The following is a 25263-nucleotide window of genomic DNA, read 5'->3' on the forward strand; positions in this document are numbered from 1 at the left end:
GAGAGACCATGGACAATATCGCAGGACGTAAATCCGGTCTCAGCTGGGCAGTGAATATCTCTGTGGCGCTGCTTGTGGCGCTGTGGCTCTTCCCCACCGTTGGTTTGTTGGTGTCCTCCTTCCGCACCGCAGATCAGATCTCTGCTTCGGGATGGTGGAAATCCCTGTTTTCGGCAGAGCAGGTCGTGCAGCTGCGCACCGGTGGGGCGGAGGCCGCAACACAGGAGGGCGACCTCTGGGTGGTTGAGGGCAATCTGCTGGACGAGGCTGAGGACGGCCCCGCACCGGGCATCACCATCACGCGGTTTGGCGTATCCTCCAAAGCGGTGGACGCCTTTGCGGTGGGCGACACAGCAACGTTTTCCAGAGACGAGAAAACCTTCACCATGGACGCGGCGGGGACCTACCGTTTCACCTCCACGGAGAAGCTGCGCAAACGTGGCCAGCGGGTGTTCATCACCGCCACCCTGCCGCCGGACTTTACGCTGGAGAACTACGATCAGGTGCTTTTCTCCGGCAACAGCAATGACAGCATGGCCAAAGCGTTTTTCAACACGCTGACAGTCACGATTCCGGCCACAATCATCCCAATTCTGATCGCCGCCTTCGCCGCCTACGCGCTCGCGTGGATGGAGTTCCCGGGCCGTGTGCTGTTGATTGCGACAGTGGTGGGCCTCTTGGTGGTGCCCTTGCAACTGGCGCTGATCCCGCTGTTGAAGCTGCATCTCAATATCGGCATCGGCAAAGGCTATCTTGGCGTCTGGCTGGCCCACACGGGCTTTGGCCTGCCGCTCGCGATCTACCTCTTGCGCAACTATATGGCGGGGCTGCCCAAAGACATCATCGAAAACGCCAAGGTGGATGGGGCCACGGATTTCCAGATCTTCACCAAGATCATCCTGCCTCTGTCTTTCCCTGCGCTGGCCTCTTTCGCGATCCTGCAGTTCCTCTGGACATGGAATGATCTGCTGGTGGCCAAAGTCTTCCTGATCGACGCCACCGGCAACACCACAGTGATGACCAATCAGATTGTCGAGCTGCTGGGCACCCGTGGCGGCAATTGGGAGATCCTCGCCACCGCAGCCTTTGTCTCCATTGTGGCGCCGCTCTGCGTGTTTTTTGCCATGCAACGCTATCTCGTACGCGGCCTGCTGGCCGGCTCCGTGAAATAACAAAACAGACCCTAACACGGCAGAAATGCCGCCAAGACCTAGGACGACCCGATGACATATCAGGACCCGAACATGACCCAAGACACCGCTCTCATCACAGACCCAGACTGGTGGCGCGGTGCGGTGATCTATCAGATTTATCCGCGCTCCTATCAGGACAGCAACGGCGACGGTATTGGCGATCTGGCCGGCATTATGCAGCGCCTGCCGCATGTGGCCAGCCTTGGTGTGGATGCCGTCTGGCTCTCACCGTTCTTCACCTCGCCGATGCTGGATTTTGGCTATGACGTTTCGGACTATCGCGATGTCGATCCGATGTTTGGCACGCTTGCGGATTTTGACGCGCTGATCGCCAAGGCCCATGAGCTGGGCATCAAGATCATCATCGATCTCGTGCTCAGCCACACCTCTGACCAGCACCCGTGGTTCGTGGAAAGCCGTGCAGATCGCAGCAATGACAAGGCCGACTGGTACGTCTGGGCTGACGCCAAGCCGGATGGCACGCCGCCCAACAACTGGCTGTCGATCTTTGGCGGCCCGGCCTGGCAGTGGGACACTGCGCGGATGCAGTATTACCTGCACAACTTCTTGGCCGAGCAGCCAGACCTCAACTTCCACAATGCAGAAGTGCGGCAAGAGCTTCTGGATGTGGCCCGCTTCTGGCTGGAGCGTGGTGTGGATGGCTTCCGTCTGGACACGGTGAACTTCTATTATTGTGACGCAGAGCTGCGCGATAACCCGCCCCTGCCCGAGGATCAGCGCAACGACAATATCGCGCCAGCGGTGAACCCCTACAACCATCAGGATCACCTGCACGACAAAAACCAGCCGGAAAACCTCGGCTTCCTGCGCGATCTGCGGGAATTGCTGAATGAATATGACGCGATCACCACTGTGGGTGAGGTGGGGGATTCCCATCGTGGCAGCGAAATTCAGGCGGAATACACCGGCGGCGGGGACAAGCTGCATATGGCTTATGATTTTGCCCTACTGGGCCATGTGCATCCCACCGGCACACGCATTGCCGAGGTGATGAAAAAGGCGGAAAGTTTCTCTCAGGACAGCTGGGGCTGCTGGGCCTATTCCAACCACGACGTGGAACGTCACGGCTCCCGTTGGGCGCTGTCTGATGCGGCCCAGCGCACCTATGCGGCGCTTTTGATGTCGCTGCGCGGTTCTGCCTGCATCTATCAGGGCGAAGAGTTGGGCCTGCTGGAGGCCGATGTGGCGTTTGACGATCTGCAAGACCCCTATGGCATCCGTTTCTGGCCTAAGTTCAAAGGGCGTGACGGCTGTCGCACGCCCATGGTGTGGAAGTCTGACAATCAGAATGGTGGTTTCTCGGACAGCAAGCCCTGGTTGCCAGTGGCCTCTGAACATCTGGCGCTATCGGTGGAAGCACAGGAAGACGCCTCCGGCTCCATGCTGAATTTCTACCGCCGCCTGATTGCCTTCCGCAAAACCGTGCCTGCGCTGGCTAAGGGGGATTTCACCCTGATCCACGCCGATGACACCCACATCCGGTTTGAGCGCAGCCACAATGGCACCCGCGCGATCTGTGCCTTCAACCTGTCTGACAAAGACCAAAGTTTTGATCTGCCCAGCGGCGCCTGGAAAGTGGAGGCCAAAGCCCCCTTCACCGTCAGCCGCGATGGCAACAGCGTCACCTTGCCTGGATGGCAGGCGGTCTTTGCGGTCACATCAGGCTCTAACACGGCGCAAAACAGCGAGGAAAGCGGACATGGCTGATCTGGTTCTCAAAGATGTGGCCAAGTCCTATGGCCAGGTGAATGTATTGAGCAAAATCGATCTGGAGATCGAGAAAGGCGAATTGATCGTCTTTGTCGGCCCGTCAGGCTGCGGCAAATCCACCTTGCTGCGGATGATCGCGGGGCTCGAACATATCACCGGCGGCACGCTGGAAATTGACGGCACATTGGTCAACGATGTGCCGCCCAGCCAGCGCGGCATCGCCATGGTGTTCCAATCCTACGCGCTTTATCCGCATCTCACGGTTCGCGAAAATATGTCCTTTGCGCTCAAGATCGCGAAAATGAGCACGGCGGAGATCAACGAGCGTGTGGAGAAGGCCGCCAAAACCCTGCAGCTGCACAATCTGCTGGACCGCCTGCCCAAAGAACTCTCTGGCGGGCAACGCCAGCGTGTGGCCATCGGCCGCTCGATTGTGCGCGATCCAAAGGTCTACCTGTTTGATGAGCCGCTCTCCAACCTTGATGCGGCGCTGCGGGTCGCCACCCGCATCGAGATTGCGCAGCTCAAGGAAAGCATGCCTGACAGCACCATGGTCTATGTGACCCACGATCAGGTGGAGGCGATGACGCTTGCCTCGCGCATTGTGGTGCTGGCCGGTGGCGGCATTGCGCAGGTTGGCACGCCGCTGGAACTCTATGAGCGCCCCGAAAATGAATTTGTCGCGCAGTTCATCGGCTCTCCGGCCATGAACCTGCTGCCCGGCAAAATCACGGGCACGGGCGAGACAACCACCGTGGCATTGGATGCAGGTGGCACCGCCACATCGACGGTGCCGTCGCGCGCTGAGGATATGGGGCGTGCCGTGAACATCGGCGTGCGCCCCGAAGATCTGGTGACCACCGACGGCCCCGCGATCTTCACTGGCACGGTCAATATCACCGAAGCTCTGGGAGAGGTCACCCTGCTCTATTTTCAGCCGCAAGGTGACGCGGATCCGGTGATCGGCAAGCTTCAAGGCATTCACCGCGACCTCAAAGGACAGCAGGTGTCCATGACCGCAGACCCGGCCAAGGTGCATATTTTTGCCGACACGCAGTCGCTTCTCTATCGCGACCGTCCGATCAAATCGATCACAACCAAGGCGCATTAAACCGCGCCAAGGTGCATGGCCCTCATTTTAGGGTTGCTCTCTGCCCCTGCAGCACCCGCCGCAAAACAGTGGTGTGGTGCGCAAAATCGTTGCAAACTAGGGGGATGCAACGCACCCAGCAAGAATCGCGCCGCCGGATTTCAGTGGGCCACAACCAGAGCAGCACAGGCTCTGTGCAAACTTACGAAAAATTTTTGACGAATTTAGCAGACCGCCCAAATATCAACAGTTTTTTTACCTCTGTTAAATAGTCGTCAAGACGTTCCATCTGTCGGCTTATCTAAGTCATTGGGGTTTATCGCAATGCTGCGTCTTATCAGGTTGTTCGTCACATTGGCTGTCGCCGGTGTTCACTGCGCCCCGCATATGTCGGTGGCGGAGACGTTGACCATTGGCACGATGAACCAGGGCATCCGCGCGCAGATGAAGATATATGAGCCTTTCGCGGCTTATGTTGAGGAAGAAATGCGCGGCACCGCGGTGACCAATGTGCGGCTGATGGTGGTGTCGAGCGCCGATCAAATGGCGGATGCGATCAAACGCAACGAGGTCGACATCTTCATCGACAGTCCGCTTGTGGCCGGCAAAGTGGCCAAGATGTCCGGCGCACAGCCATTTCTGCGCCGCCATCAGGAAACCGCAGGTCCCTATTTTTCGGTGATCCTTGCCCATGTGAACAGCGGGATCGCCACGCTGGACGATCTCGAAGGCAAGACCATTGCCTTCAGCGAACCGGAATCCTCCGCAGGCTTTCTGCTGCCCGCCCATATCATTGTGCAACACGGCCTGCGTCTGCGCGAGAAGCTGAACCAGACGCAAGTTGCCGAAGAGGGTGAAGTGAACTTCGTGTTCTCCTCACACGATAAAAACACCATTTTTCTGATCGCCAGCCAGCGTGTGGACGCGGCGGCCACCAATCTGGATGCGTTTCAGGCCTTGCGCGCAGCGCGTCCGGGTGAGTATCGCGTCATCGCCAGTTCCGCAAAGTTTCCGCGTCAGGTGTTGTTGCATCGGGAGAGTTTGAACCCCGACACGCTCTCAGACGTACGCTCTGTGTTGCTGGGCATGCAAGAGTCAGAAGAAGGTCGCAACGTGCTTAAAAAACTGCAGAACACCAGCGCGTTTGATGATTTTCCAGATGGTCGCAATCGGCTGTTTGAAAGGATCAACAAAATACTGAGCGACCTCGAAAAGGCGGGGATACAGTAGCGTGTCCGCAGAGAAGAAACGACCTTTGAGCTATTTTTCCCAGACATGGCAATCGATGACCTACGGCCTTGGCCGTCGCATGACGCTGTACTTCGGCCTCATGATCGGTGCCTTTGTGACCACGCTGATCTATCTCAACACCCTGACCCAGCTGGAGCTGGTGCGCACGCGTTTCTCGGAACGCTCAGACGCGCTGGGAATCCTGATCCAGGAAGTGACGCTGCCTTACCTCTTTGAGGGGCGTCCGGCGGAGCTCGACATCATCTATCAGGAGCTGATGCGCCAGCCCGACATCCTGAGCCTGAAGTTTGTCGACCCAAACAGCTATCTGCTGGTGAACGGCGAAGAGGATTCCAATGCGCTCTTTCTCAGCCGGGTCGAAGATCCCCTGATCACGCTGGCCACCGAGACCCAGACAACCAATATCATCTCCGAGGACAACCGCATTCAGGTGGCGGTGCCGGTGATCTATGGCAATGTGAACTACGGCACGATCCGCTTTGATCTGGATGGGGAGCCTGCCAGCCGGGAAGTGAACCTTGTGCTGCGCCGGAACCTGCTTTTCGGGGTGTTTTTCACCCTCACCGGCGTCTTGTTGAGCATCTGGGTGTCGCGCCGTCTGACCGAGCCTCTGGCGCGTCTGAACAGCGCCACAAAACGCGCCGCCAAAGGCAACCTCAATCAGTCCATTGTCATCCGCACCAATGACGAGGTCGAAAGCCTCGCCAACAGTTTCAACCTGATGCTGGGCAACCTGCGCGCCTGGGTGCAATCGCTGGAGGACACCCAGACCAAGCTTGAGGTGTCGGGTCGCGATCTGAACCTCAAAAACCAGGAGCTGCAAATCGCAGCGGAACAGGCCACAGCCGCCGAAAAGGCCAAGTCCCAGTTCCTTGCGCGCATGAGCCACGAGATCCGCACGCCGATGAACGGGGTGCTTGGCATGGCGGAGCTGCTGGCGGACACCGATCTGTCGGTGGATCAGCAAAACCTGCTGGAATCGATCCACAGTTCTGGCTCCACCCTGCTGCGGATCATCAACGACATTCTGGATTTCTCCAAGATCGACAGCGATCACATGACCCTGCGCGAGGAGGCCTACCGCCCCAGCGACGTGATCGAAAACACCGCGCAGATGCTCTCCTTTCAGGCGGCGCAGGCGGGCGTTGATCTGATCACACGGGTTGCGCCGGAGCTGCCCAAATCCCTGATGGGCGACGACTCGCGCCTGCAGCAGATCATCATCAATCTTGTGGGCAACGCGCTGAAGTTCACCGAAGAAGGCTATGTGCTGATCAACGCCACGCTCAAAGAGGATGACGGGCGCGAGGTGATGCAGGTGGATGTCTGCGACACCGGCATCGGCATCCCGAAAGACAAGCTTGAGACCGTGTTTGACCAGTTCACGCAGGTGGATGGCTCCTACAGCCGCCGCCATCAGGGCACCGGTCTGGGCCTTGCCATTGCCAAAGGCTTCACCGAACTCATGGGCGGGCGCATCTGGGTCACCTCTGAGCTTGGCAAAGGCACCACGTTCAAATTCACCATTCCGATCAAAAAGCCTGACACGCCACCGCCGCTGCATTCCGAGGACAGCGTCGATCTGGAAGGTCTCAGGGTTCTGGTTCTGCAATCCGAACCCACAGCGCTGTTTGTGACCAAAGAAACCTTGAGCCAATGGGGGGCTGAGGCGCAAACCTTTGAGACCGCCGCCGCCGCGCTCAGCAGCCTGCGCGCCGCCACGGAGGCCAAGGAACCCTACGAGGTGATCATCACGGAAACCTCCCTGCCCGATATGGAGCAGGCCAAGCTCTTTGCAGAGCTCAAGGCGGCGCAGGGCCGCAAGAAGGCGCGTCTGATTGTGGTCAAACCGATCAGCGAAGCGCTCAAGACCGACAAGGTGAAAACACCGCAGGCCGATGCCGAACTGCTGAAACCTGTTCTGACACCCAAACTGCTGGCCGCCCTCGTGCCGGATGAAATCGACGCAGAAGAGGCCGCCGCCCCCAAGGCCTTCTTTGCCGCCAATGGCGCGCCCAAACCCATCGCGCAGGAGCTTTCAGAGCTGCCTGAGGACAAAACGATCCTGATTGTGGATGACAACAAAACCAACCGCAAACTCATCGAGGTCTTCCTCACACGGCTTGGGATCAGCCATTACTCCGCCAACGACGGGGAACAGGCGATCAACCGGTTCCGCACACACCGCCCCGATCTGGTGCTGATGGATGTGAGCATGCCGGTGATGAACGGGCTGGACGCAACCCGCGAAATCCGCGCGCTTGAGGCGCTTGGAGGTGCGGCCCGCAGCCAGATTGTCGGGCTGACAGCCCATTCCGCTCCTGAAGATCGGGAGGCCTGTCTGGAAAGCGGGATGGATGCGCATATGGCCAAACCGATCAAACTTCAGCAGCTCAAAAAGATCATCGCCGAACTTTGAGATTGATCGCCGCTTGAGACGCGCAAGCTATTGAAATTCCGCTCTTTGCCCTGCAACACTCGGCGAAGTTGCAAGGAGCGGAACATGGCGAAGACAACACAGCATGTTGTGGTGGTGGGCGCAGGCATCAATGGCGCGGCCACGGCGCTTTGGCTGCGGCGCGCAGGCTGTGAGGTGACGCTGATTGACAAGGGTGCGCCGGGCATGGGCGCTTCTTTTGGCAATGCCTGCCTGTTGGCCAGCTGCGCGATCCTGCCCAATGCAACACCGGGTCTGGCCAAAAGGGCGCCGGGTTACCTGCTCAACCCTGATTTCCCGCTTTTCATGCAATGGGGCCACCTGCCCCGGCTGGTGCCTTGGTTGCTGAAGTTCATGGGATATTCCAGCGACACCCATGTGCGCCGTATCACTCAGGCTCTGACAGATCTGATCGGCGACAGCGTCGAGCAACACAAGGCGCTGGCCGCGGGCACCGCAGCGGAGCGCTGGATCAAAGACACCGATTATCTCTTTGCCTATAAAGACCGCGCCGCATTTGACGCCGACAGCTACGTCTGGGACATGCGCGCCGAGATGGGCTTTGTGCCCGACCTCGTCGAAGGGCAGGCGATACGGGAGATGGAGCCCATTCTGGGCGGGGACATCGGCCTGCTCGCGGTCAACAAAGCTCATGGCTATATCCTCAACCCCGCGTCTTACGTGAAAGCGCTGGTGGAGACATTAACCGGCATGGGCGGCCGCTTTGTGCAGGCGGAGGTGCGGGATTTTGATCTTTCAGGGGGCGAAATCTCCGCCGTTCTGACCGATCAGGGCCGCATCGACTGTGACCGCGCGGTGCTTTCGTCGGGGATCTGGTCCAAGGATCTGGCGCGCAAACTGGGCCTCACTGTGCCGCTGGAGGTCGAACGCGGCTACCATGTCACCTACCGCAACCCGTCGGTGCAGCCCAACAATCCGATGATGATCGCGGACGCCAAATTTGTGGCCACGCCCATGGATCAGGGGCTGCGCTGCGCCGGGATTGTCGAGTTTGGCGGCCTGTCAGAGCAGAAATCCAAAGCCCCGCTCAAGCTGCTGCGCCGCAAGGTGGCAGAAGTGTTCCCTGATCTGAAAGCTGACAGCGAAGAGGAGTGGCTCGGCTTCCGCCCGACGCTGCCGGATAGCCTGCCGATGTTGGGAGAAATTGGCACAAGCGGTGTGTTTGCGGCCTTTGGCCATCAGCACATCGGCCTCACAGGCGGTGCAAAAACCGGACGTCTGGTGGCGGATCTGATCACCGGCAAAACGCCCAACATGGACCTCGCACCCTACCACCCGCAACGTTTCACATGAAACATCGCCCGCAACGTGGCGGGCGATGTCTCAAGTTTTATTGGGGATCAGGCGGATTTGCGTTCCGCTTCCGCTGTGGACACCTCAGCTTCCACTGCTGAGCCTTCCACCACCTGATCATCCGCGTCCGATACCTCTTCGGCATCTTCGACGGAGGAGTGTTCAGAGTGATCTTCCAGCGCGCCGATGATCAGCGGCAGCATGGCCGCACTGGCCTGGCTCTGGCCTTCGACTTCCGGCGGAGCCACCCAGCTTAGCGTGTCAAAGCTGTGGCAGGTCTCACAGGTTGGTGCCCACTCCGCATGGATGTGACCACAGTTGTCGCAAACCCATTGCGGACCGCGCGGCGCGCTCAGCGCTTTGGCGAGGAAACCCTTCACCACCGCATCGCTTGAACCTTCGCCACGTTCCACAGCTGCCATGATGGTCAGCACTCGCTGCGTGGCCGCGCTCTCAACCAGATCGCCCAGCGCACGGCGTGCCGCCGGGAAATCTTCCGCCGCAATATAGAGCTCCGCCATGAGCATTTTGCTTTCGTCATGCTCCGCCGTGGTCTTGATCAACGCGCTAAAGCGCTTGATGCGCGCCTCAGGTGTTTCATCAGGGGCGATCTCGGCAAAAGCAGCGGCAAGATCCGGATGCGGCTGCGTATCCCAGGCTTTCTTGAGCAGGCGTGTCGCATAGCGCGCTTTGCCTTTCTCAATATAGCCGCGTGCCGCCAGAACTGCCGCAGGGATCAGATCCGGTGACAGACGGTTGGCCTCAATCGCCTGCTCCTGCGCCTCGATCGTGGTGTCTTCGGCCATCACATCCTTGGCTTCCGACAGTGCCAGAACCGCATCGCGACGGCGGTGCACATCGCGCGGCAGATTGCCGTGGCGCAGCTTGGCGTTCAGCGTGCCACGGGCGCCTTTCCAGTCTTTGCTTTCGGTCTGAAGCCGCAGCAGCGTGTCCTGCACCTCTTCATGGCGCGGCTTCAGCGCAAAGGCGTTTTCCGCCAGCTTCAGCGCCACATCGGTTTCACCCGCCGCCAGCTTCTGCTTCATGAGGCCGCGCACACCCACAAACCGCGTACTCTCGTCATTGAGCAGCTTTTTGTAGGTTTCCTCGGCCTTTTTGGCATCGCCATGCATCTCAGCGGCCTGTGCCACAATGAGGTTGGTCAGCTGCGGCTTCATCAACAGGCGCTCTGCACGGCGCGCTTTGTCCATCGCGATGCGCCCCTCACCGGAGGCCAGCGCCATGACGCTGTCAGACAGCGCCTGATAGCCTTTTTGCTCGCGATTGCGGTCAAAATAGCGGCTGATCGCGGTTTCATCCCCGTTGAGGAATTTCAGAACCGCCACGAGAAAGCCGAGAAGCTTGATGCCCACCCAGACAGTGGCCACCAAAGCGGCCAGCGCCAGCGCGGTCTGGAACGGGCCGAGGCTGTATTCCACCCCGCCCACGGTCAGCATCACACCGCCTTCGCTTTCAAGCAGGTAAATCGAGCCAAAGGTCAGCCCGGTGACAATGGCAACAAACGCAATAATTTTGATCAGGGACCAGAGCATGAAATGACCTTCAGTTACTGTTTAGGGTTTGTGCCAGATCTTCGGCAGCTTGCGTGGCGTCAGCCCGGGTCTGCGCCTGCGCAACCCATTCTGCCATCACGGATTTCGGCCCCTCGGCCAATGTGTCGATCTCGCCTAGCACCGTCGCCAGATCACCTGCCTTCAGGGCCGCTTCGGCCCGGCTGAGGATCGCATCTGTGTCGCTGCCTTCGCGGGCCTCAACAGAGCGTGCGCCAAACTGGGTTTTGAAGAAATTGCCAAGGGTGCTGCCTTGGGCATCATCCACCTTATCCGCCCGCGCCTTGGCCAAGGCCGCGCGTGCCGCATCCGGATAGCTCTCGATCAATGCAGAGAGCGGGATGATCCCATCATCCGCAAACTGTTCCAGAACCGGTGCAACCTCCTGCCCGGTGGCAGACCGCAGATCAACCACCGCAGCCCGATACGGCGCGCCGCTCTCAAGCGCGGCAACTATGCGGGTTACAGAAGAGCGCGCCAATGCGGTCTTGGCCGACAAATCCGCGCGGTCTTTAAGCTCCGCCGCTTCCGCTTTCTGGGCAGCAACCAGATCTTTGAGGTCTTTCACCTCGCGCTCATAGGCGGCCACCGCCGCCGCGCCCAACCCTTCGGTCAACGGGCGCTTTTCGATATCCATCAGGCGCGCTTCAAAAGTGGCCACCGCCTCAGACAGGCTGCCCACATCGGCGCGCAACGTCTCAAGCGCGCTTGCGGCCGCATCCGCTGCGCCTTGCGCTCCGGTTGCCGCCGCAGAGCTTGCGCTCACACCGCCCTGCAGCTCAGCCAGCGTGGCATTCTGTGCCTCAAGCTGCGCAGATAGCTCGGCAAGCGCCGCCTTGGTGTCGCCGCCAAGACCAAGCTGATCGCCAAAATAGATCGCCCCGCCAAATCCGATGACAGCCGCGATGACACCGCCAAACACCATCGGCACAAAGCCACCGCGACGGGCGTCCTGTGGTGCGGGCGCTGGGGCCATCTGCTCAGGCTTTTCAGAGGCGACGCGCTCAAACTCCGGCTCTTGCGCGGATGGCTCGTCTGCACTGTCCTGCGCATCCTCAGAGAGATCAGTATCCGAAACCTCCTCCGCGGCGCTCTCCTCCACTATTTCGGCATCTTCGATCGTGTCCGCGGCCTCCACCGCCTCCACCTGATCCTTGTTCGGCTTGTCCGACTTGTCCGTGGTCCCCACCGGTCACCCTTTCGAATCCGTTTTTGCAAATGCAGCACCAAGTCTAGGCGAGCGTGGCGACTCGCTCAATGCGTCACCCTGCGTCCAACAGTCTCGTGATCGCATCCGCCATGGCCCCCGCCTCTTTTTGGGCCGCCAAAACAACCTGTTCACAGGGCAAATCCCCCAAGGCACCTTGTGTCGCGCCACTGATTACCACCACATGCAAAGCGGCCTTGATCGGGCCAAGCTCCTGCAACTGATGCGCAAATTGGTCTGCGGCATTTGGCGAAAAAAGCGGCACTAAGACGGGCTTTTCCTGCATGAGCCGCGATTTTGCGGCATTTGACAGCGCAGAAGGAACCTGCCGGTACACCACCGTTTCGCGCGTCTCGATGCCCAGAGCGGTCAGTCGAGCGGCCAAATCGCCCCGCGACAAAACCCCGCGCAGATGCAAAAGCGGCCCCTTGGGCGCATCGGCTGAAATTCGCGCATAAAGCGCATCCGCGTCGCCTTCCGCTGCAATGGCACGCCAGCCCTTGGCCGTTGCCATCTCTGCCGTGGCCCTGCCAACGCACCAGGCGGGCAGATCCAATCCATCCACCGCCGCCACCGCATTGCGGGAGGTGAACACAACGCCCGTGACAACTGAAAGGTCGACCTCTGCGCCGGTGGGCACAATCTCCACAATCGGGGAAATCTCAATCGGTGCCGCCACGCCGCGTGCGCGCAACACCTCCGCAAACCGCTCCGCATCCGCCAAAGGTCGGATCAGCAAAATCGAAGCAGGTGTTTGCGGCATTCAGGCCACCGGGATTGTTTGAACGATAGGGAGGTGTTACCTGCCACAGAACCCACGCGCAACGGCAAGGACACCCGCCGCCATGACTGAAACGCTCACCATTCTTGGCATTGAGAGCAGCTGTGATGACACCGCTGCCGCGATCCTGCGCCAACCTGCGGGCGCTGAGGCCGATATCCTCGCCTCCGTCGTGCACGGGCAAACCGATCTGCACGCCCCCTACGGCGGCGTGGTGCCCGAGATCGCCGCCCGCGCCCATGCCGAGAAGGTGGACATCTGTATTCAGCAGGCTTTGGAGGCCTCCGGTGTGACGCTGAAGGATCTGGACGCCATTGCCGTCACCGCCGGGCCCGGTCTGATTGGCGGGGTGATTTCCGGTGTGATGTGCGCCAAAGGGCTGTCGGCCAGCCTTGGCATCCCACTCATTGGGGTGAACCACCTCGCCGGCCACGCTCTGACACCGCGCCTCACCGATCAGGTGGCCTTTCCCTATCTGATGCTGCTGGTGTCGGGTGGGCATTGCCAGTTCCTCATCGCCCATGGCCCGGAAAAATTCTCCCGCCTTGGCGGCACCATTGATGATGCCCCCGGCGAGGCCTTTGACAAAACCGCGCGTCTTCTGGGCCTGCCGCAGCCGGGCGGGCCTTCGGTGCAGGCAGAAGCGGAAAAGGGCGATGCCAAGCGGTTCCGCTTCCCCCGTCCGCTGCTGGATCGCCCCGGATGCGACATGTCTTTCTCTGGCCTGAAAACCGCGCTGTTGCGCCAACGCGATGCCATCATCGCTGAAAAAGGCGGGCTGACCGTGCAGGACCGCGCCGATCTCTGTGCCGGATTTCAGGCCGCTGTGGTGGATGTGCTGGCGGAAAAGACCCGCCGGGCGCTGGAGACATATCTGGCGGAACCCCCCTCTGAGCCACTTCTGGCTGTGGCCGGTGGCGTGGCGGCAAATACTGCCATTCGAGCCAGATTAGAGACTGTTTGTGCCGATCTTGGCGTGACCTTCACCGCGCCGCCGCTGGCGCTTTGCACCGACAATGCGGCGATGATCGCCTATGCTGGGCTTGAGCGGTTTCGTGCAGGGGAGCAAGACGACATGTCTCTTGTGGCGCGCCCCCGTTGGCCGCTGGATCAATCCGCACCCGCGCTTCTTGGCTCCGGCAAGAAAGGGGCCAAAGCATGATCTCCGTTCTGGGCGCAGGCGCCTTTGGCACCGCACTGGCCGTGGCCTTTGCCAAAGGCGGCACCGAGGTGACCCTCTGGGCGCGCGATGCTGACGCCGCGAAAACCATGTGCGCAACGCGAGAAAACCCGCGCCTGCCTGGTGTCGATCTCCCAGCTTCCTTGGCTGTTACAGCTGATTTCGCGGCAGCCCTCTCCGATGTAATCCTGCTCGCCGTTCCAATGCAGAAACTGCGCGGCGTGCTGGAGGCGCACCCAGAGCTGTCTGGCCGCACCCTTGTAGCCTGCTGCAAAGGGGTGGAGCTGGGCACAGAGCTTGGCCCCGTGGCCGTGATCCGCGATGTGCTGCCCGAGGCCATGCCCGCAATTCTCACCGGACCCAGCTTTGCCGCCGACATCGCGCGCGGCCTGCCCACCGCACTGACGCTGGCGACGCCCGATGAAGACACCGGAAAAACGCTGCAACAGAGACTGATATCGCCCAATTTGCGCATTTATCGCACCACCGACACAGTTGGTGCAGAGTTGGGTGGCGCCCTCAAAAACGTGATCGCCATCGCCTGTGGCATTGCGATTGGGGCCGGTTTAGGTGACAGCGCCCGCGCCGCGCTCATGACCCGTGGATATGCCGAAATAGTGCGCATGGCCCGCGCGCTTGGCGCGGAGGGCGATACTTTGGCCGGGCTTTCTGGCTTTGGCGATCTCACCCTGACTTGTTCATCTGAACAATCACGCAACTACAGCTTTGGCCTGTCGCTGGGTCGCGGTGAAGGCTTTGACGCCTCCGTCACCGTTGAAGGTGCAGCCACGGCCCGCGCCGCACTCGCACGCGCCAAATCCATGCACATCGACATGCCCATCACCGAAGCGGTTGTCGCCATCCTCGATGGGGGCTTGCAAATCCGCGACGCGATGGAAATGTTGCTTTCAAGACCACCCAAGGAGGAATAACCATGCTGATCGCCCTTATCGCCAAAGACAAAGCCGGCGCATTGGACATCCGCAAAGCCAACCGTGACGACCACGTCGCCTATCTGAAGGCATCCGGCGAAACCGTCATGATGGCAGGCCCGTTTCTGAATGACGCAGGCGACATGTGCGGCTCGCTCATCATTCTGAATGTCGCAGACATGGCCGAAGCCCAGGCCTGGGCCGCAGCAGACCCCTACAAAGCAGCTGGACTGTTTGAGAGCGTCGAGCTGACCGCCTGGAACAAGGTACTGGGCTGATGCGCTATTGGCTGTTCAAATCTGAGCCTTCCACCTGGAGCTGGGATCAGCAGGTCGCCAAAGGCGAGGTTGGCGAAGAGTGGGACGGCGTGCGCAACTATCAGGCGCGTAATTTCATGCGGGAAATGGCCGTGGGGGACCGCGGCTTTTTCTATCACTCCCAGAAAGAGAAATCCGTGGTTGGCATTGTCGAGGTCTGCGCCGCAGCTCATCAGGACAGCACCACAGATGATGACCGATGGGAATGCGTGGACATCAAGGCGATTGCCCCGGTGCCCAAACCGGTCACGCTCGCCATGATCAAAGCCGATCCTCGGCTCACCGAAATGGCGCTTGTCAAAAGCTCCCGCCTGTCCGTGCAACCCGTCACGGAAGAAGAGTGGGCCATCGTTTGCGACCTAGGCGGTGTCAAACGCTGAAAATTCAGGCATACTTCTCCGTGAACAACCATGAACGGGGGAGGTTTCCATGGGATTTCTAGCCGTATGTGTCGCCGCTGTGGCGTCTTATGCCTTTGGGTCGGTCTGGTATATGGTTCTGGCCAAACCCTGGATGGCCGCCGCTGAGGTCAAGCTGGGCGACAACGGCCGCCCCCTCAACGCCAGCAATCCGGCCCCCTATATCGCCGCCTTTGTCTGCACGCTGATTGTGGCGGGCATGATGCGTCACATCTTTGAGCTCTCAGGCATCACCAGCCCCGGCGCAGGGCTGATCGGCGGGCTGGGTATTGGCCTGTTTCTGGCAACACCTTGGATCATCACCAACTACAGCTTCGCCGGCCGCCCGCGTGTCCTGATGCTGATTGACGGTGGCTACGCCACCATCGGCTGCGGGATTATCGGTGTGGTGCTGACTTTGTTTTGAGGATAAGCTTTGAGATATCAAGACATCGTAGAACAACATCCGACCTAATATCAAAAGCTGGGAGGTTCGCCGAAAGCTAGAGGTTTGTTTGTTCTGCCACCAAAATCCTGCGCTCGATCCGAGCGAATACTGTTTCGAAAAGAGCATTTAGCTCGGACGAGCTCGCAACAACGCTCCTACCATGTTCTCTGCGTAGCTTTCGTACGATTACACCATTCTGTGCTAGTTCAAAATCGTCACGACCTGCGTGCCGCTACCCAATTTCTTCTTAGTCCAAAACTCCTTCGTTATAGTGCAGGAAAAAATTGAGCCTTTAACTACCTCAAAATTTCATTGGGAACACCGAAGGACAAAGCTCTGGACAGAGATAGTGTATCAAATCTGTCTAAATCCTAAGCGGGTAGCCACAGCTAAAAGACCTCTGGATTTGTGTCTACGGTTATGTTCTACCACCTTCGCGTATGACGCGAAAAATCACGGCTACCATACAAAATGTGCTTAAGATAGGAATTCCAATTGAAGAATTTTGTAAACGGGGTGCTCGCTTCGATCGACGTGCAACTAGTGCGAAAATCAAAGTATGAACAGCTTCTCGAGAACAGAAAAAAGTATCGCGATATCGAACTTGCCTCTGTGCTTGATATCAAAATGGTCGAACGTTATCTGGAATTCTTACCATTTTCGACATCTCAGCTCCGCCAAGACCTATTCGTATTGAGTGAACTTGGCTTCAAAACTAATGGTTACTTCGTGGAATTCGGTGCGACTGATGGAGTTACGTTGAGCAACAGTTTCCTGTTGGAAAGCAAATTCAATTGGACTGGTATTCTAGCTGAACCAGCCAAAACCTGGCACGATCAGTTGATCAAAAATCGAAACGTGAATATCGAGAGAGACTGTGTTTGGCGCGCTTCAAACGAAAAACTAATCTTTAACGAAGTGCAGGACGCCCAGCACAATGGAGAGTTGTCGACCATAGATTCATTTTCCTCCTCAGACAAACACAAAACTGCTCGACAGATGGGCAAGAAATACGAAGTTGATACAATTTCGTTGATGGATCTTCTAAAAAAATACAACGCACCTAAAAAGATTGACTATCTCTCGATAGATACCGAAGGAAGTGAGTTTGAAATTTTAAACTCATTCGACTTTAGCGAGTATAGTTTTAAAGTCATCACCTGCGAACACAACTTCACTCCAATGCGTGATGAAATTCATAACCTATTGTCTTCTCATGGGTATGTTAGAAAATTTACCGAGTTTTCGCGATTCGACGATTGGTACGTTTTACAAGACAACTAAAGCTTTCAAGTAGACAGCGCTCATTTTGGTCGATCGTATTTGAGAGGCTCAGACGAGCGTCACTTGAGCAGCCGAAGCCAAAGCTACCTTACAAAGAAGCAAACATCCACCTCGGCAGTTTGTTTCGGAAAATGGTTTTGCGCTGCCTAAGGGCGAATTTGATGAGGCGTCGAGGAAATGATCGCCCGAATATGAACCCGAACCGCACAATGACTTTATCCAACACGCTTAGAGAAGGTGCTGTTTTAACTTGGGAGTAAGCCGAGGAAAAAGATGAATTTGCCTTCACCGACGGGCGCGAGAAACTTCGCTCTGCCATGTTCAAGAAATCCAAGCACCTATGAATTTCTCGGTCAAAGTCATTTCGCAAATCTTCGTAGGCAATCTCGAGCAAACGATCTGATTTGATGGACAAAACAGCTTCATAGATGCCGGACTCAAATGCAGCGACGAACAAATTCTTTTTGTTAAGTGTCCCCTTTAGCCCGACACACGTTGACAAAGTCTGATCCAAAATATTGCGTCTTACACGAATGAATTGAGCGTCCGGGTAGTATGACATGAGGTCATCGACCAGCAGTGAGTGCGCGGGCGTTTTTTCAAGCCAAGCGTCGCAATCTTGGGCATTCGCAGCTGCGCTCATCAAAGCTTCAAACATCAGTTCAGGGCAAAGTTGATGATCGACCTCATCGAAATCTACACCTAGTGCCGAAAAGAAATCAGATTTGGAAAAGGCCGCGTAAAGAGCGGATCTATCGACAGCCGATTTCGCGCCACTGAAATAAGGCACTATACTGCTAAAGAAAGCGCTTTCGATTTGCCCATGATGGAGGTCAACCCGTGGCGTATATACTCCATCAACCTCTGCGATGCAGTTCGCGAGCCAAGTTGTGCCAGATCTGTGTTTTCCAAGAATAAAAATTTTTTTCATGAGCTAGTTTATCCAGTCACCATAAACCTTAAGTTGGGCGCTGACGACATAGTCTGTTGAGAAGTGATCAACAACCTTTCGCCGCGCTGCGTGAGACATGGAAGTGCGCTTGCTATGGTCATCTAACAGCGAAGTGATTGCCCGCGAGAGCGCTTGGTATGAAAGTTTCGACTTAGGCACGATGAGCCCGCTAACGCCATCATCAATGACTTTGTCGTAGTCCGGCCAATCGGTTGTGATCACGACCGCGCCAGCCGCCATGGCCTCTAGCACGACTTTGGGAAGTCCTTCCGCATAATTCGTCGGTAGCACAAATACCGTTGTCTCAGTCATGAGCGCAGCCATGTCGCGGTGATCGTAAAGTACCTCGATACCGGTGCCGCCTACTTGATCCTCAAGTTCATTTTCGCTGAGGCCGTCGAAGGAAGCCTCATCAAGTCGACCTGCTATGGTCGGTCTATAGCGGTGAGATATTTCTGACGCTTTGATCGCTTCGATAAATTCTATGATGCCTTTTGACTTCAAAAGGCGAGCGGCAAACAGAATTCGATTGCGGTTTCGTGAGGGTTTATCCTCCGAGGAAAACTGATCAATATCTACACCCGCGCCTCGTATCAGAAATACGTTCTCGTTCAGCCGTCTAGAAAATTGTTTTCCAAGCAAGACCTCTCCGTCGACTGTATTCTGGAAAACATACTTTATGTTCTTCGATCCAGATTTGAATTTCGCCAGAACCAGAAATGAATGAACCAGTATCCGTTTTGGTAGAGAAAGCTGCTCTAATCCGCCCAACCCTGCAATGCTGATAACGCTGTTCATTGATCGCCCAACTGCAAGATAAGGGGCTAGTAACAAGAAACGGATCGTAATCACATGGACCAAATCGGGATCCAGTGTTTTGATAATATCGCGTGTCGCGCGCATTTGCTCAAACAAGCCGAGCCCTTTGTTCGCGCCTTTGCCTGCGAACGGGTGGAAGGTCACGGAACGTAGTTCTTCGGGCACTTCATCTTTGGGCACCGTGATTTCTGTGAAGACATGCACGTCATGGCCTAGCGCGACCAAAGCACTCAGTAGCTCTTTGCGATGACTAAAGAGGTACCAGTCGCTGGGTACGAGAAACAGGATCTTAGACACTAATTTCGCTCACATATTATCTGGTCATAAGCCTGAGAGATTGAGAAGTTTTCGGCTATTTTGTCTCGGCACCGGAGCTTTAAAGCGTGCCAATCCTCTGGCGTGGCGGCCATACGCTTTAAATCAGCCAATCGTTGAATAAGCCGAGCCTCATCTTCAATTGGCACAACAAAACTCTCTCTCACAACGATCTTTTTCGCAGCACCTATATCGGTGCAAAGCGCTGGAACGCCAAACGACATTGCTTCCGCAACCACATTCTGGAAGCTTTCACCCCAAGACGAGAACGAAACATAAGCATCAAGCTCAGTATAGAAGTCGCAAATAGCTTGCGCGTCGACTTCGCCGAATAGTTTGATTTTATCCTTCGCGCGCGAAAAGGCAGGCAGATTTGCCAGCTTATCTGTATCCTTTCCGGCGATGTGAAGTTCGTAGTGCTCATCAGAGGCAATCAATTTCTCGAATGCATTTATTAATCCAGCTAGATTCTTCATTGGGTGGTTGCGCGCAGCAGCGCCAATCACAAATGAGGTTCGCGTTGGATCTCTTAAAGTAAGTGGCCTTTTGCCATCCACTGTGTAGCCGTTGTCGACAACAAAATGACGACGCGCTTTGAACCCAAACGCTTCGTGCCACGTCTGTGCGTGCATGGAATTATATGTGACGGCGTCCAATTTTGGGGTTAACAAACGCAATAACCTAAGGGCGATTTTTATTTTGTGGGACTCATTTGATAAAGAGACAGGCGTATGTCTGATATGCGCCATGACCCGCCCATGAGCGGAAAACTTTAACAGCGCAGAAATAATACCTCCATAGTACATCCACCCAGAGACCAGTGTAACGCTCTTCCTCTTTGCGCGCCAAAGATTGACGAAGGCCCAAATTGCTTTGAGAGGGTTTCGCTTTAGATCCAGATTCACCACCTCAGCGTACTCGGTCATCTCTTTTGACAAAGCCGTTGGAGAACCTAAGTTTACTACAAGGTGTTGATCTCCACGCTGTGCGCCCTCTTTGACTATTCGCGATAGTAGAGTTTCCGCCCCCGCACGGGGCAATCCAGCAATGATATGGAAAACTTGGCTAGCGTCATGCATCTCTGATTTTCTGCTCGTTCGTCGAAATTTGAGCTGATGTAACAGCTAAGAGAACTATCAAAATTGGGGTCAGGACATTTGGCTTGTGGGCCAAAAACAAAATAAGGCCAAAGCTGTACAAAAACGAGCCGCGCCAAAACAGCTGGCAGGCCACGGTTATCACTGGTGCGAACAGGATTGCACTTCCTGTAAGGCCAAACTGTTGGAAAATCGCGAGACCACTGTCAAACCCACCTCCGTAACTCCCGTCCCCGATCAGGAAGTTCGATGGAAGAGTATCATCGTAGAATCTGTTGTCCCCTGCAATCAACCTCCCTCCTTGGCCAAACGAAAGTCGCGCGGCGACAAAACTCAGCGCTTGTATGAGGAAAAAGCCGACTAGAACTACGAACGATCCCCAAAACAGTGAGGTGAAGAAATTCTTCCGAAATAGCTGTAAAACTACCTTAATACGTAGGTTGACCAATGAGGCCACTACCATAGAAATGAAAGTTCCTAGCGAAAATGTTGAGATGATGCCGGTGAAGAGTAGAAATTTTTTCCCGGTCGAAAATTCCCTCGAGGTAACAAATAGAAGAAACACGCAGTAGAGTATCATTCCGAAGGTGCCAGGTTCATTAAATATTCCGCTAACGCGGAAAAAGGTAAGCCCCTCAACAAAGATCCGGGAGGTGGCAAACGATCCGAAAAGAACGCTAATTTGCCGATTGTCGATCACCCATCTGGTGAGCTCTCCCTGCCCAAGGAAGTTGTGAATGAGGTTGGCAACAAGCACGAGTACCAAAATTGGTAAGACCGCATAGACAACGGCGCGTGATGCATCTTCCGTTTTTTTTTGGGCGACCGATGCAATAACAAAAAATATCGCAACTTTGATAGACGCCCCCAGAATGGGCGCTACAGAGGAGGTGAGGCCAGCGGCGGCATAAAGAAGAGCGGTAAACAAGCCACAAGCAATGACAATCGTCGCGCCCAAAATCGTCTTCCTAGGCAGTTTGAAGCGATTAATTGACATAAATGCCAAAGCCAAAACCACCAATAGCAGCTGTCCAACAGGAGCTTTCAAGGCCCCTAATCCAACCACATTGAGCAGCAACGAAGGTGCGGCTAGACCAACCGTTACAACGAAGATGGAGCCCAAAAATTTATGAGACTGGAGCCGCATTTACCAATGCCATGTACTTGTTGTAGACCTGAACAGGGTCGCTCACTTCGATTGCACGCTTACGCAGTTCTTCGGCTTGGTCCGGATCAAGCAGCTTGCTCTCGAGAGCATCTGCGAGAGCTTTCGGAGTCGCCTTTGCAATTGCACCAAAACGACCATTGTCGAGGATTTCGATAGGCCCCGGGCACGGCGTTGAAACTACGTTTTTTCCCGCATAGAGTGCCTCAATAATTACGATGCCAAATCCTTCCCAACGGCTAGACATGAGAAGACAATCGGTCCGTCGCAGATATCCATAGACGTCTCTTTGAAATCCAGTGAACTCATAGGAATGAGCCAGTAATCTTCGTTCTGCAAGCTTCTCTAGATATTTGTGTTCCGGCCCTTCCCCGACAATTGTAATGCGTACCTTGGGAAGGCGTTTTTGTAGCTCACCAACGGCCTCGATTGCCAGTCCAAAGTTTTTCTGCGGGTGCAGGCGCCCAATACAAAGCACATTGTAACCTTCGCAATCGCTATCCGGCACGCCACTGGATAGCTCAGGTGCGAAAACTGGGTTGTGCACAGTCCCAATTAGATGATCCTGAAGATCAGAGCGTTCTCGTAAAGAGTCCTCAATCGCCTTTCCTACGCAGAAGATTCCGTCGGATTTCGGATAGAACCACCATTTCAGATTCTGAATGATTTTTTCTTTTTTGTTCAGAGAAATATCAATCGGATTGTGTTCTGTAACGAAAACGCGGGCTTTCGAGCGCGCAACCTGTTTTAGTGCAAGCACAGCCAAGTTTACATGAGGCTGCCCAGTTATGATCACATCCTCTTTGGTCGCACTTTTCATGATTTTCGCTAGGTTTCTCAGCGAAGATCTGACAGTCGACCTGCCTAAAACCTCGACTGGTACATCGCCAAAGTCCAAATGTCCGTCATCCAAATCAGTCAGCGAAACCACACGGACATCTTCACCTTGCTTAAGGCAAGTGATTGCCAGGTTACAAATTCCGCGCTGTACCCCGCCTCCCTTGAGGTTTGCTACGATCAAAGTGATACGCATGTTAAGCTCGCAATTTGTTCAATACAGAAGCAGCAAATGATCGAAAAACAAGGAACAACGGTATTCGATATTTCAAGGTTCTGCTGATGCGCAGTTTCTCGTTCCACTTTCTCAATGCATGGCGGCGCGAGTTCGAGATACCTCCAACTCGGAACTTTGTAACAACGAAATCCAGAAACTGCGGGGTCTCCGTCGCAATTATGCGTCCAACATGCAACGAATCCGCGCAGATCTTATAGCTTTCATCAAATCTCGGAAAATCGTCAAACAACGATTTGTGAAAAAAGGTAGCCGGATGTGGCGGAAACGCGCGTGTTGGAGGATCGAATTTGTTTGCATAGTTTGCAAATGGCTCTCCGTTAAATGAGATAAGTTCTCCGGACAACGTCTCTTTGCGTACTTGGCCATAGAACAGCCGGCATTCGGGAAAGCGCGACATTCCTTGCAGGATTTCGTACATGACCGTTGACGAAGCGAGCTCGTCATCGGACCCGAGGAATATGATCCATCTTCCGCGCACGCGTTTGAGAGCCTTATTCCAAGCTTCGTATACACCACCATCCTTCTCGACATTCACGACGAGTTCAGGTCGCGACAATCTTTGTAGAATCTCGTACGATCCGTCTTTCGACTCTGCATCGAAAATGAGATGCTCCACGCGCACATTTTCTTGCGCCGCGACACTTTGAATACAAGCCTCAAGTGTTGCGCTGCTATCTTTACAAGCAGTTATAACCGAAAAATCATAGTCTGGGCTTTGGCCTGAGGTGCTATCTGGCAAAAACAACGTCGACCTCAAAAAGCTGCCGGGTTTCATCATCAAAATAGCCAGGAAAAATCCCGGCAACATGAAACCCTTTTTTAGTCATATATTCAAACATGTCACCCATCAGTGGTCTGTCGCGATAAATTTCGACCAATGAGCACTCCAAAAGCGCCAGAGGAACATGATCCAAGAGAGGTCCAAAACCCTCTAGGACATGTTTTTCAAACCCCTGAACATCAAGTTTCAGAAAACACTTATCTTTCTTAAAATCCAGGCTAGGAAAGAGACTTTGAGCAAAGTCCTCGAAGCGCTCGACAGGGATCCCGATCTTCTGCATTTGAGCCTCTTCTTCCAACTCTAAGTGCCGCTTAAACCCATCTGCAACCGGCAAGAGTGAGCTGGAAACGCTATTGGGCGCGACGTAGATATTCTGCGTTTCGTTCTTGTCGCCGAGCGCAATATTGAATGTCTGTATTTTTGACTTAGTTTTTAGATCTTGGACACGGTTTTGCAGGTTGGCAAATGCATCTGGTAAAGGTTCAAAACTGTATATTTTTTCAAAAGCCAAGCTGCTGTTGCTCATGACCTTCGAAATGAATTGCCCTTCGTTCGCCCCGACATCGATCATAACATTCGTTTTATAATCAAGTATTTGCGACTCGAGAAGGTACCAAAGATCGTTACGGTCGTTCAAGCGCGACAGCTTGATACCGAATTTTCTTGCATGTTTCTGGAGAAACTTTTTCATGGTTATCCCTCAATCAGAGCTCTTAGTTCGCTCAAGTTATTCTGCAAACACGCCTCTGGCTCCACCTCAAAAAATAGGCGTTGCAACATATCTCGTCGGGCTCGTGTGTCAGCTTCAATTTTCGTATTCTTTATCAGGGAAAATAAGGCCTCCTGGGTCGATACTCCCATTCCAGCGGTCAGAAATTCATCAGGCAGGATGAGCCCTCTCTGCTCCAAGAAGTTATCTCCAGGGAATCTCAACAGACCAATTGGAATATCCTGTCCCACGAAATCCAAATACAGCCCTGAGTAGTCCGTAAGAATCACATCGATGCCTGCGATAACGTCATTCAATTCCGGCAGGACATTTGCGCCCATGTAAGCACAGTGACTATTTAGCTCATGTTCGTGTTGGCCGTTCGTCAGAAAATGATCTCGGACGATGAGACCGATATTATTCTCTTCTAGAAACTGAACCAGTTCCGAGCGTTCATAGCCGTCCAATTTGCTCAAGCTATCAAGCGCTGTAGCCTTGTTACCTTCCTGGTATGCCCTTTGTGTGAGTGCCAGCAGAACCAACCGTTTACCGACATATTCCTGACCTAAAACCGCGTTTATCTTGTCTCTTGCAGTTTCGCGATTCTGACGGGTGGCGGTCTCAGAAAGCTGACTTTGTCGAGCGGCTCCGTTTACCTTGATTTTCTCAATCGGAACGCTCAGTGATGCTGAGGCAAGATAACGCTCGAATGTTGAGCTTACCCACAGCTGGTCAATGTCTTTCCAATAGGACAAGTACTTCTGTTTTTTTAACGCACCGAAATGTTTGGCTATCTGGCCTGGTGCTTTCAAAGGAATACCATTTGACAGTAAGATCGTTTTCGCCCGCCACGCAAACAAATGTCTGCTTTTCCAGTCATATCCGGGCGTCGTTACAAACATAATTTTCGCCTTCCACAAAAAGGCGATAAAGGAAAAATAACTTGAGCTGGAACGCAAATGTAAGATGTGTGCCTGTGTCAACGGCTCGCTAATATCAGCGTGGTTCCTAGCGACAAAAATAGGTTCGAGCCCGTCTTCAGCTTCTTTCAGATAGGCTTCGAACAAATACTTCGCATTGCCATTGTAGTGGCCTTGATGCCCCAAAAAAACAATATAACGACGGCGACGCGGGATAATTGCCAGCAGATACCCCAGCGCTGCAATGGCGAAAAATGCACACCTATTCAGCAGTAGTGAGACCGCGATACGCATTT

23 protein-coding genes are annotated in these 25263 nt (G+C 55.1%); 12 read left to right on the top strand and 11 right to left on the bottom strand.

Features of this window, described 5'->3' with window-relative positions:
- Positions 1-8 precede the first annotated feature (8 nt).
- The 6 genes from J7412_RS01035 to J7412_RS01060 all read left to right on the top strand — a co-directional run bounded on the left by J7412_RS01035 (position 9) and on the right by J7412_RS01060 (position 9016).
- The gene (locus tag J7412_RS01035) at positions 9-1172 is read left to right on the top strand and encodes a carbohydrate ABC transporter permease (RefSeq protein ID WP_209076211.1); all 1164 of its coding nucleotides are present in this window, start codon (positions 9-11) and stop codon (positions 1170-1172) included.
- A 72-nt stretch (positions 1173-1244) separates the two neighbouring features.
- Positions 1245-2921: an alpha-glucosidase family protein gene (locus J7412_RS01040; protein ID WP_209076213.1), complete on the top strand. Its 1677-nt coding sequence runs from the start codon at positions 1245-1247 to the stop codon at positions 2919-2921.
- Positions 2914-4035 (top strand): sn-glycerol-3-phosphate ABC transporter ATP-binding protein UgpC, encoded by a 1122-nt coding sequence (gene ugpC, locus J7412_RS01045; protein ID WP_209076216.1) that lies wholly within the window; start codon positions 2914-2916, stop codon positions 4033-4035. Before J7412_RS01040 ends, ugpC begins: the two co-directional genes overlap by 8 nt.
- Positions 4036-4338: 303 nt before the next feature.
- Complete coding sequence (locus tag J7412_RS01050; protein ID WP_209076218.1) at positions 4339-5244, top strand: phosphate/phosphite/phosphonate ABC transporter substrate-binding protein; 906 nt, start codon at positions 4339-4341, stop codon at positions 5242-5244.
- Between the two features lie 25 nt (positions 5245-5269).
- Positions 5270-7684: a response regulator gene (locus J7412_RS01055; RefSeq protein WP_209076220.1), complete on the top strand. Its 2415-nt coding sequence runs from the start codon at positions 5270-5272 to the stop codon at positions 7682-7684.
- A gap of 84 nt (positions 7685-7768) precedes the next feature.
- Complete coding sequence (locus tag J7412_RS01060; protein WP_209076222.1) at positions 7769-9016, top strand: FAD-binding oxidoreductase; 1248 nt, start codon at positions 7769-7771, stop codon at positions 9014-9016.
- A 47-nt stretch (positions 9017-9063) separates the two neighbouring features.
- Here the strand turns inward: J7412_RS01060 and J7412_RS01065 are convergent, their stop codons facing one another.
- The 3 genes from J7412_RS01065 to J7412_RS01075 form a co-directional block, all read right to left on the bottom strand.
- Positions 9064-10569 carry a heme biosynthesis HemY N-terminal domain-containing protein gene (locus J7412_RS01065; protein ID WP_209076225.1) on the bottom strand — a complete coding sequence of 502 codons (1506 nt, stop codon included), beginning with the start codon at positions 10567-10569 and terminating at the stop codon, positions 9064-9066.
- 10 nt (positions 10570-10579) lie between these two features.
- On the bottom strand, positions 10580-11776 hold the full coding sequence (locus J7412_RS22075) for a mitofilin family membrane protein (protein WP_209076227.1): 1197 nt from the start codon (positions 11774-11776) through the stop codon (positions 10580-10582).
- Positions 11777-11849: 73 nt separating this feature from the next.
- Positions 11850-12557 carry a uroporphyrinogen-III synthase gene (locus tag J7412_RS01075; protein ID WP_209076229.1) on the bottom strand — a complete coding sequence of 236 codons (708 nt, stop codon included), beginning with the start codon at positions 12555-12557 and terminating at the stop codon, positions 11850-11852.
- An 82-nt stretch (positions 12558-12639) separates the two neighbouring features.
- Between J7412_RS01075 and tsaD the strand changes: the two genes are divergently transcribed.
- The 6 genes from tsaD (at position 12640) to J7412_RS01105 (ending at position 17134) form a co-directional block, all read left to right on the top strand.
- On the top strand, positions 12640-13737 hold the full coding sequence (tsaD, locus tag J7412_RS01080; protein ID WP_209076231.1) for a tRNA (adenosine(37)-N6)-threonylcarbamoyltransferase complex transferase subunit TsaD: 1098 nt from the start codon (positions 12640-12642) through the stop codon (positions 13735-13737).
- The gene (locus tag J7412_RS01085) at positions 13734-14687 is read left to right on the top strand and encodes an NAD(P)H-dependent glycerol-3-phosphate dehydrogenase (RefSeq protein ID WP_209076233.1); all 954 of its coding nucleotides are present in this window, start codon (positions 13734-13736) and stop codon (positions 14685-14687) included. The genes tsaD and J7412_RS01085 overlap by 4 nt, the downstream gene beginning before the upstream one ends.
- A gap of 2 nt (positions 14688-14689) precedes the next feature.
- The gene (locus tag J7412_RS01090) at positions 14690-14965 is read left to right on the top strand and encodes a YciI family protein (protein ID WP_209076235.1); all 276 of its coding nucleotides are present in this window, start codon (positions 14690-14692) and stop codon (positions 14963-14965) included.
- The gene (locus J7412_RS01095; protein WP_209076237.1) at positions 14965-15384 is read left to right on the top strand and encodes an EVE domain-containing protein; all 420 of its coding nucleotides are present in this window, start codon (positions 14965-14967) and stop codon (positions 15382-15384) included. Before J7412_RS01090 ends, J7412_RS01095 begins: the two co-directional genes overlap by 1 nt.
- A 49-nt stretch (positions 15385-15433) precedes the next feature.
- Positions 15434-15829 (top strand): DUF1761 domain-containing protein, encoded by a 396-nt coding sequence (locus J7412_RS01100; protein ID WP_209076239.1) that lies wholly within the window; start codon positions 15434-15436, stop codon positions 15827-15829.
- 516 nt (positions 15830-16345) lie between these two features.
- The gene (locus J7412_RS01105) at positions 16346-17134 is read left to right on the top strand and encodes an FkbM family methyltransferase (protein ID WP_247743716.1); all 789 of its coding nucleotides are present in this window, start codon (positions 16346-16348) and stop codon (positions 17132-17134) included.
- A gap of 88 nt (positions 17135-17222) precedes the next feature.
- Here the strand turns inward: J7412_RS01105 and J7412_RS01110 are convergent, their stop codons facing one another.
- The 8 genes from J7412_RS01110 to J7412_RS01145 are packed head-to-tail and all read right to left on the bottom strand — an operon-like array spanning position 17223 to position 25261.
- Positions 17223-18065: a sulfotransferase gene (locus J7412_RS01110; protein ID WP_209076242.1), complete on the bottom strand. Its 843-nt coding sequence runs from the start codon at positions 18063-18065 to the stop codon at positions 17223-17225.
- A 3-nt stretch (positions 18066-18068) separates the two neighbouring features.
- The gene (locus J7412_RS01115) at positions 18069-19202 is read right to left on the bottom strand and encodes a glycosyltransferase (RefSeq protein ID WP_209076244.1); all 1134 of its coding nucleotides are present in this window, start codon (positions 19200-19202) and stop codon (positions 18069-18071) included.
- Positions 19202-20299: a glycosyltransferase gene (locus J7412_RS01120; protein WP_209076246.1), complete on the bottom strand. Its 1098-nt coding sequence runs from the start codon at positions 20297-20299 to the stop codon at positions 19202-19204. Before J7412_RS01120 ends, J7412_RS01115 begins: the two co-directional genes overlap by 1 nt.
- Complete coding sequence (locus tag J7412_RS01125) at positions 20292-21464, bottom strand: hypothetical protein (RefSeq protein ID WP_209076249.1); 1173 nt, start codon at positions 21462-21464, stop codon at positions 20292-20294. The genes J7412_RS01120 and J7412_RS01125 overlap by 8 nt, the downstream gene beginning before the upstream one ends.
- Entirely contained in the window at positions 21445-22515 is a 1071-nt protein-coding gene (locus J7412_RS01130) for a glycosyltransferase (RefSeq protein WP_209076250.1), read from the bottom strand. The genes J7412_RS01125 and J7412_RS01130 overlap by 20 nt, the downstream gene beginning before the upstream one ends.
- 1 nt (position 22516) lies before the next feature.
- Positions 22517-23365 (bottom strand): glycosyltransferase, encoded by an 849-nt coding sequence (locus J7412_RS01135; protein ID WP_209076252.1) that lies wholly within the window; start codon positions 23363-23365, stop codon positions 22517-22519.
- The gene (locus tag J7412_RS01140; protein WP_209076255.1) at positions 23286-24029 is read right to left on the bottom strand and encodes an FkbM family methyltransferase; all 744 of its coding nucleotides are present in this window, start codon (positions 24027-24029) and stop codon (positions 23286-23288) included. The genes J7412_RS01135 and J7412_RS01140 overlap by 80 nt, the downstream gene beginning before the upstream one ends.
- Before the next feature lie 2 nt (positions 24030-24031).
- On the bottom strand, positions 24032-25261 hold the full coding sequence (locus tag J7412_RS01145) for a CDP-glycerol glycerophosphotransferase family protein (protein WP_209076258.1): 1230 nt from the start codon (positions 25259-25261) through the stop codon (positions 24032-24034).
- Positions 25262-25263: the final 2 nt, after the last annotated feature.

Origin of the sequence: Shimia sp. R9_3 (assembly GCF_017743755.1) — a bacterium.
Taxonomy (GTDB): Bacteria; Pseudomonadota; Alphaproteobacteria; order Rhodobacterales; family Rhodobacteraceae; genus Shimia.

What these genes read in the sequence shown, in the direction of transcription:
- J7412_RS01035 (WP_209076211.1), top strand. Translation starts at nt 9, where the DNA reads ATGGACAATATCGCAGGACGTAAATCCGGTCTCAGCTGGGCAGTGAAT.
- J7412_RS01040 (WP_209076213.1), top strand. Translation starts at nt 1,245, where the DNA reads ATGACCCAAGACACCGCTCTCATCACAGACCCAGACTGGTGGCGCGGT.
- ugpC (WP_209076216.1), top strand. Translation starts at nt 2,914, where the DNA reads ATGGCTGATCTGGTTCTCAAAGATGTGGCCAAGTCCTATGGCCAGGTG.
- J7412_RS01050 (WP_209076218.1), top strand. Translation starts at nt 4,339, where the DNA reads ATGCTGCGTCTTATCAGGTTGTTCGTCACATTGGCTGTCGCCGGTGTT.
- J7412_RS01060 (WP_209076222.1), top strand. Translation starts at nt 7,769, where the DNA reads ATGGCGAAGACAACACAGCATGTTGTGGTGGTGGGCGCAGGCATCAAT.
- J7412_RS01065 (WP_209076225.1), bottom strand. Translation starts at nt 10,569, where the DNA reads ATGCTCTGGTCCCTGATCAAAATTATTGCGTTTGTTGCCATTGTCACC.
- J7412_RS01075 (WP_209076229.1), bottom strand. Translation starts at nt 12,557, where the DNA reads ATGCCGCAAACACCTGCTTCGATTTTGCTGATCCGACCTTTGGCGGAT.
- tsaD (WP_209076231.1), top strand. Translation starts at nt 12,640, where the DNA reads ATGACTGAAACGCTCACCATTCTTGGCATTGAGAGCAGCTGTGATGAC.
- J7412_RS01085 (WP_209076233.1), top strand. Translation starts at nt 13,734, where the DNA reads ATGATCTCCGTTCTGGGCGCAGGCGCCTTTGGCACCGCACTGGCCGTG.
- J7412_RS01090 (WP_209076235.1), top strand. Translation starts at nt 14,690, where the DNA reads ATGCTGATCGCCCTTATCGCCAAAGACAAAGCCGGCGCATTGGACATC.
- J7412_RS01095 (WP_209076237.1), top strand. Translation starts at nt 14,965, where the DNA reads ATGCGCTATTGGCTGTTCAAATCTGAGCCTTCCACCTGGAGCTGGGAT.
- J7412_RS01100 (WP_209076239.1), top strand. Translation starts at nt 15,434, where the DNA reads ATGGGATTTCTAGCCGTATGTGTCGCCGCTGTGGCGTCTTATGCCTTT.
- J7412_RS01110 (WP_209076242.1), bottom strand. Translation starts at nt 18,065, where the DNA reads ATGAAAAAAATTTTTATTCTTGGAAAACACAGATCTGGCACAACTTGG.
- J7412_RS01120 (WP_209076246.1), bottom strand. Translation starts at nt 20,299, where the DNA reads ATGCATGACGCTAGCCAAGTTTTCCATATCATTGCTGGATTGCCCCGT.
- J7412_RS01125 (WP_209076249.1), bottom strand. Translation starts at nt 21,464, where the DNA reads ATGCGGCTCCAGTCTCATAAATTTTTGGGCTCCATCTTCGTTGTAACG.
- J7412_RS01130 (WP_209076250.1), bottom strand. Translation starts at nt 22,515, where the DNA reads ATGCGTATCACTTTGATCGTAGCAAACCTCAAGGGAGGCGGGGTACAG.
- J7412_RS01135 (WP_209076252.1), bottom strand. Translation starts at nt 23,365, where the DNA reads ATGTTGCCGGGATTTTTCCTGGCTATTTTGATGATGAAACCCGGCAGC.
- J7412_RS01140 (WP_209076255.1), bottom strand. Translation starts at nt 24,029, where the DNA reads ATGAAAAAGTTTCTCCAGAAACATGCAAGAAAATTCGGTATCAAGCTG.
- J7412_RS01145 (WP_209076258.1), bottom strand. Translation starts at nt 25,261, where the DNA reads ATGCGTATCGCGGTCTCACTACTGCTGAATAGGTGTGCATTTTTCGCC.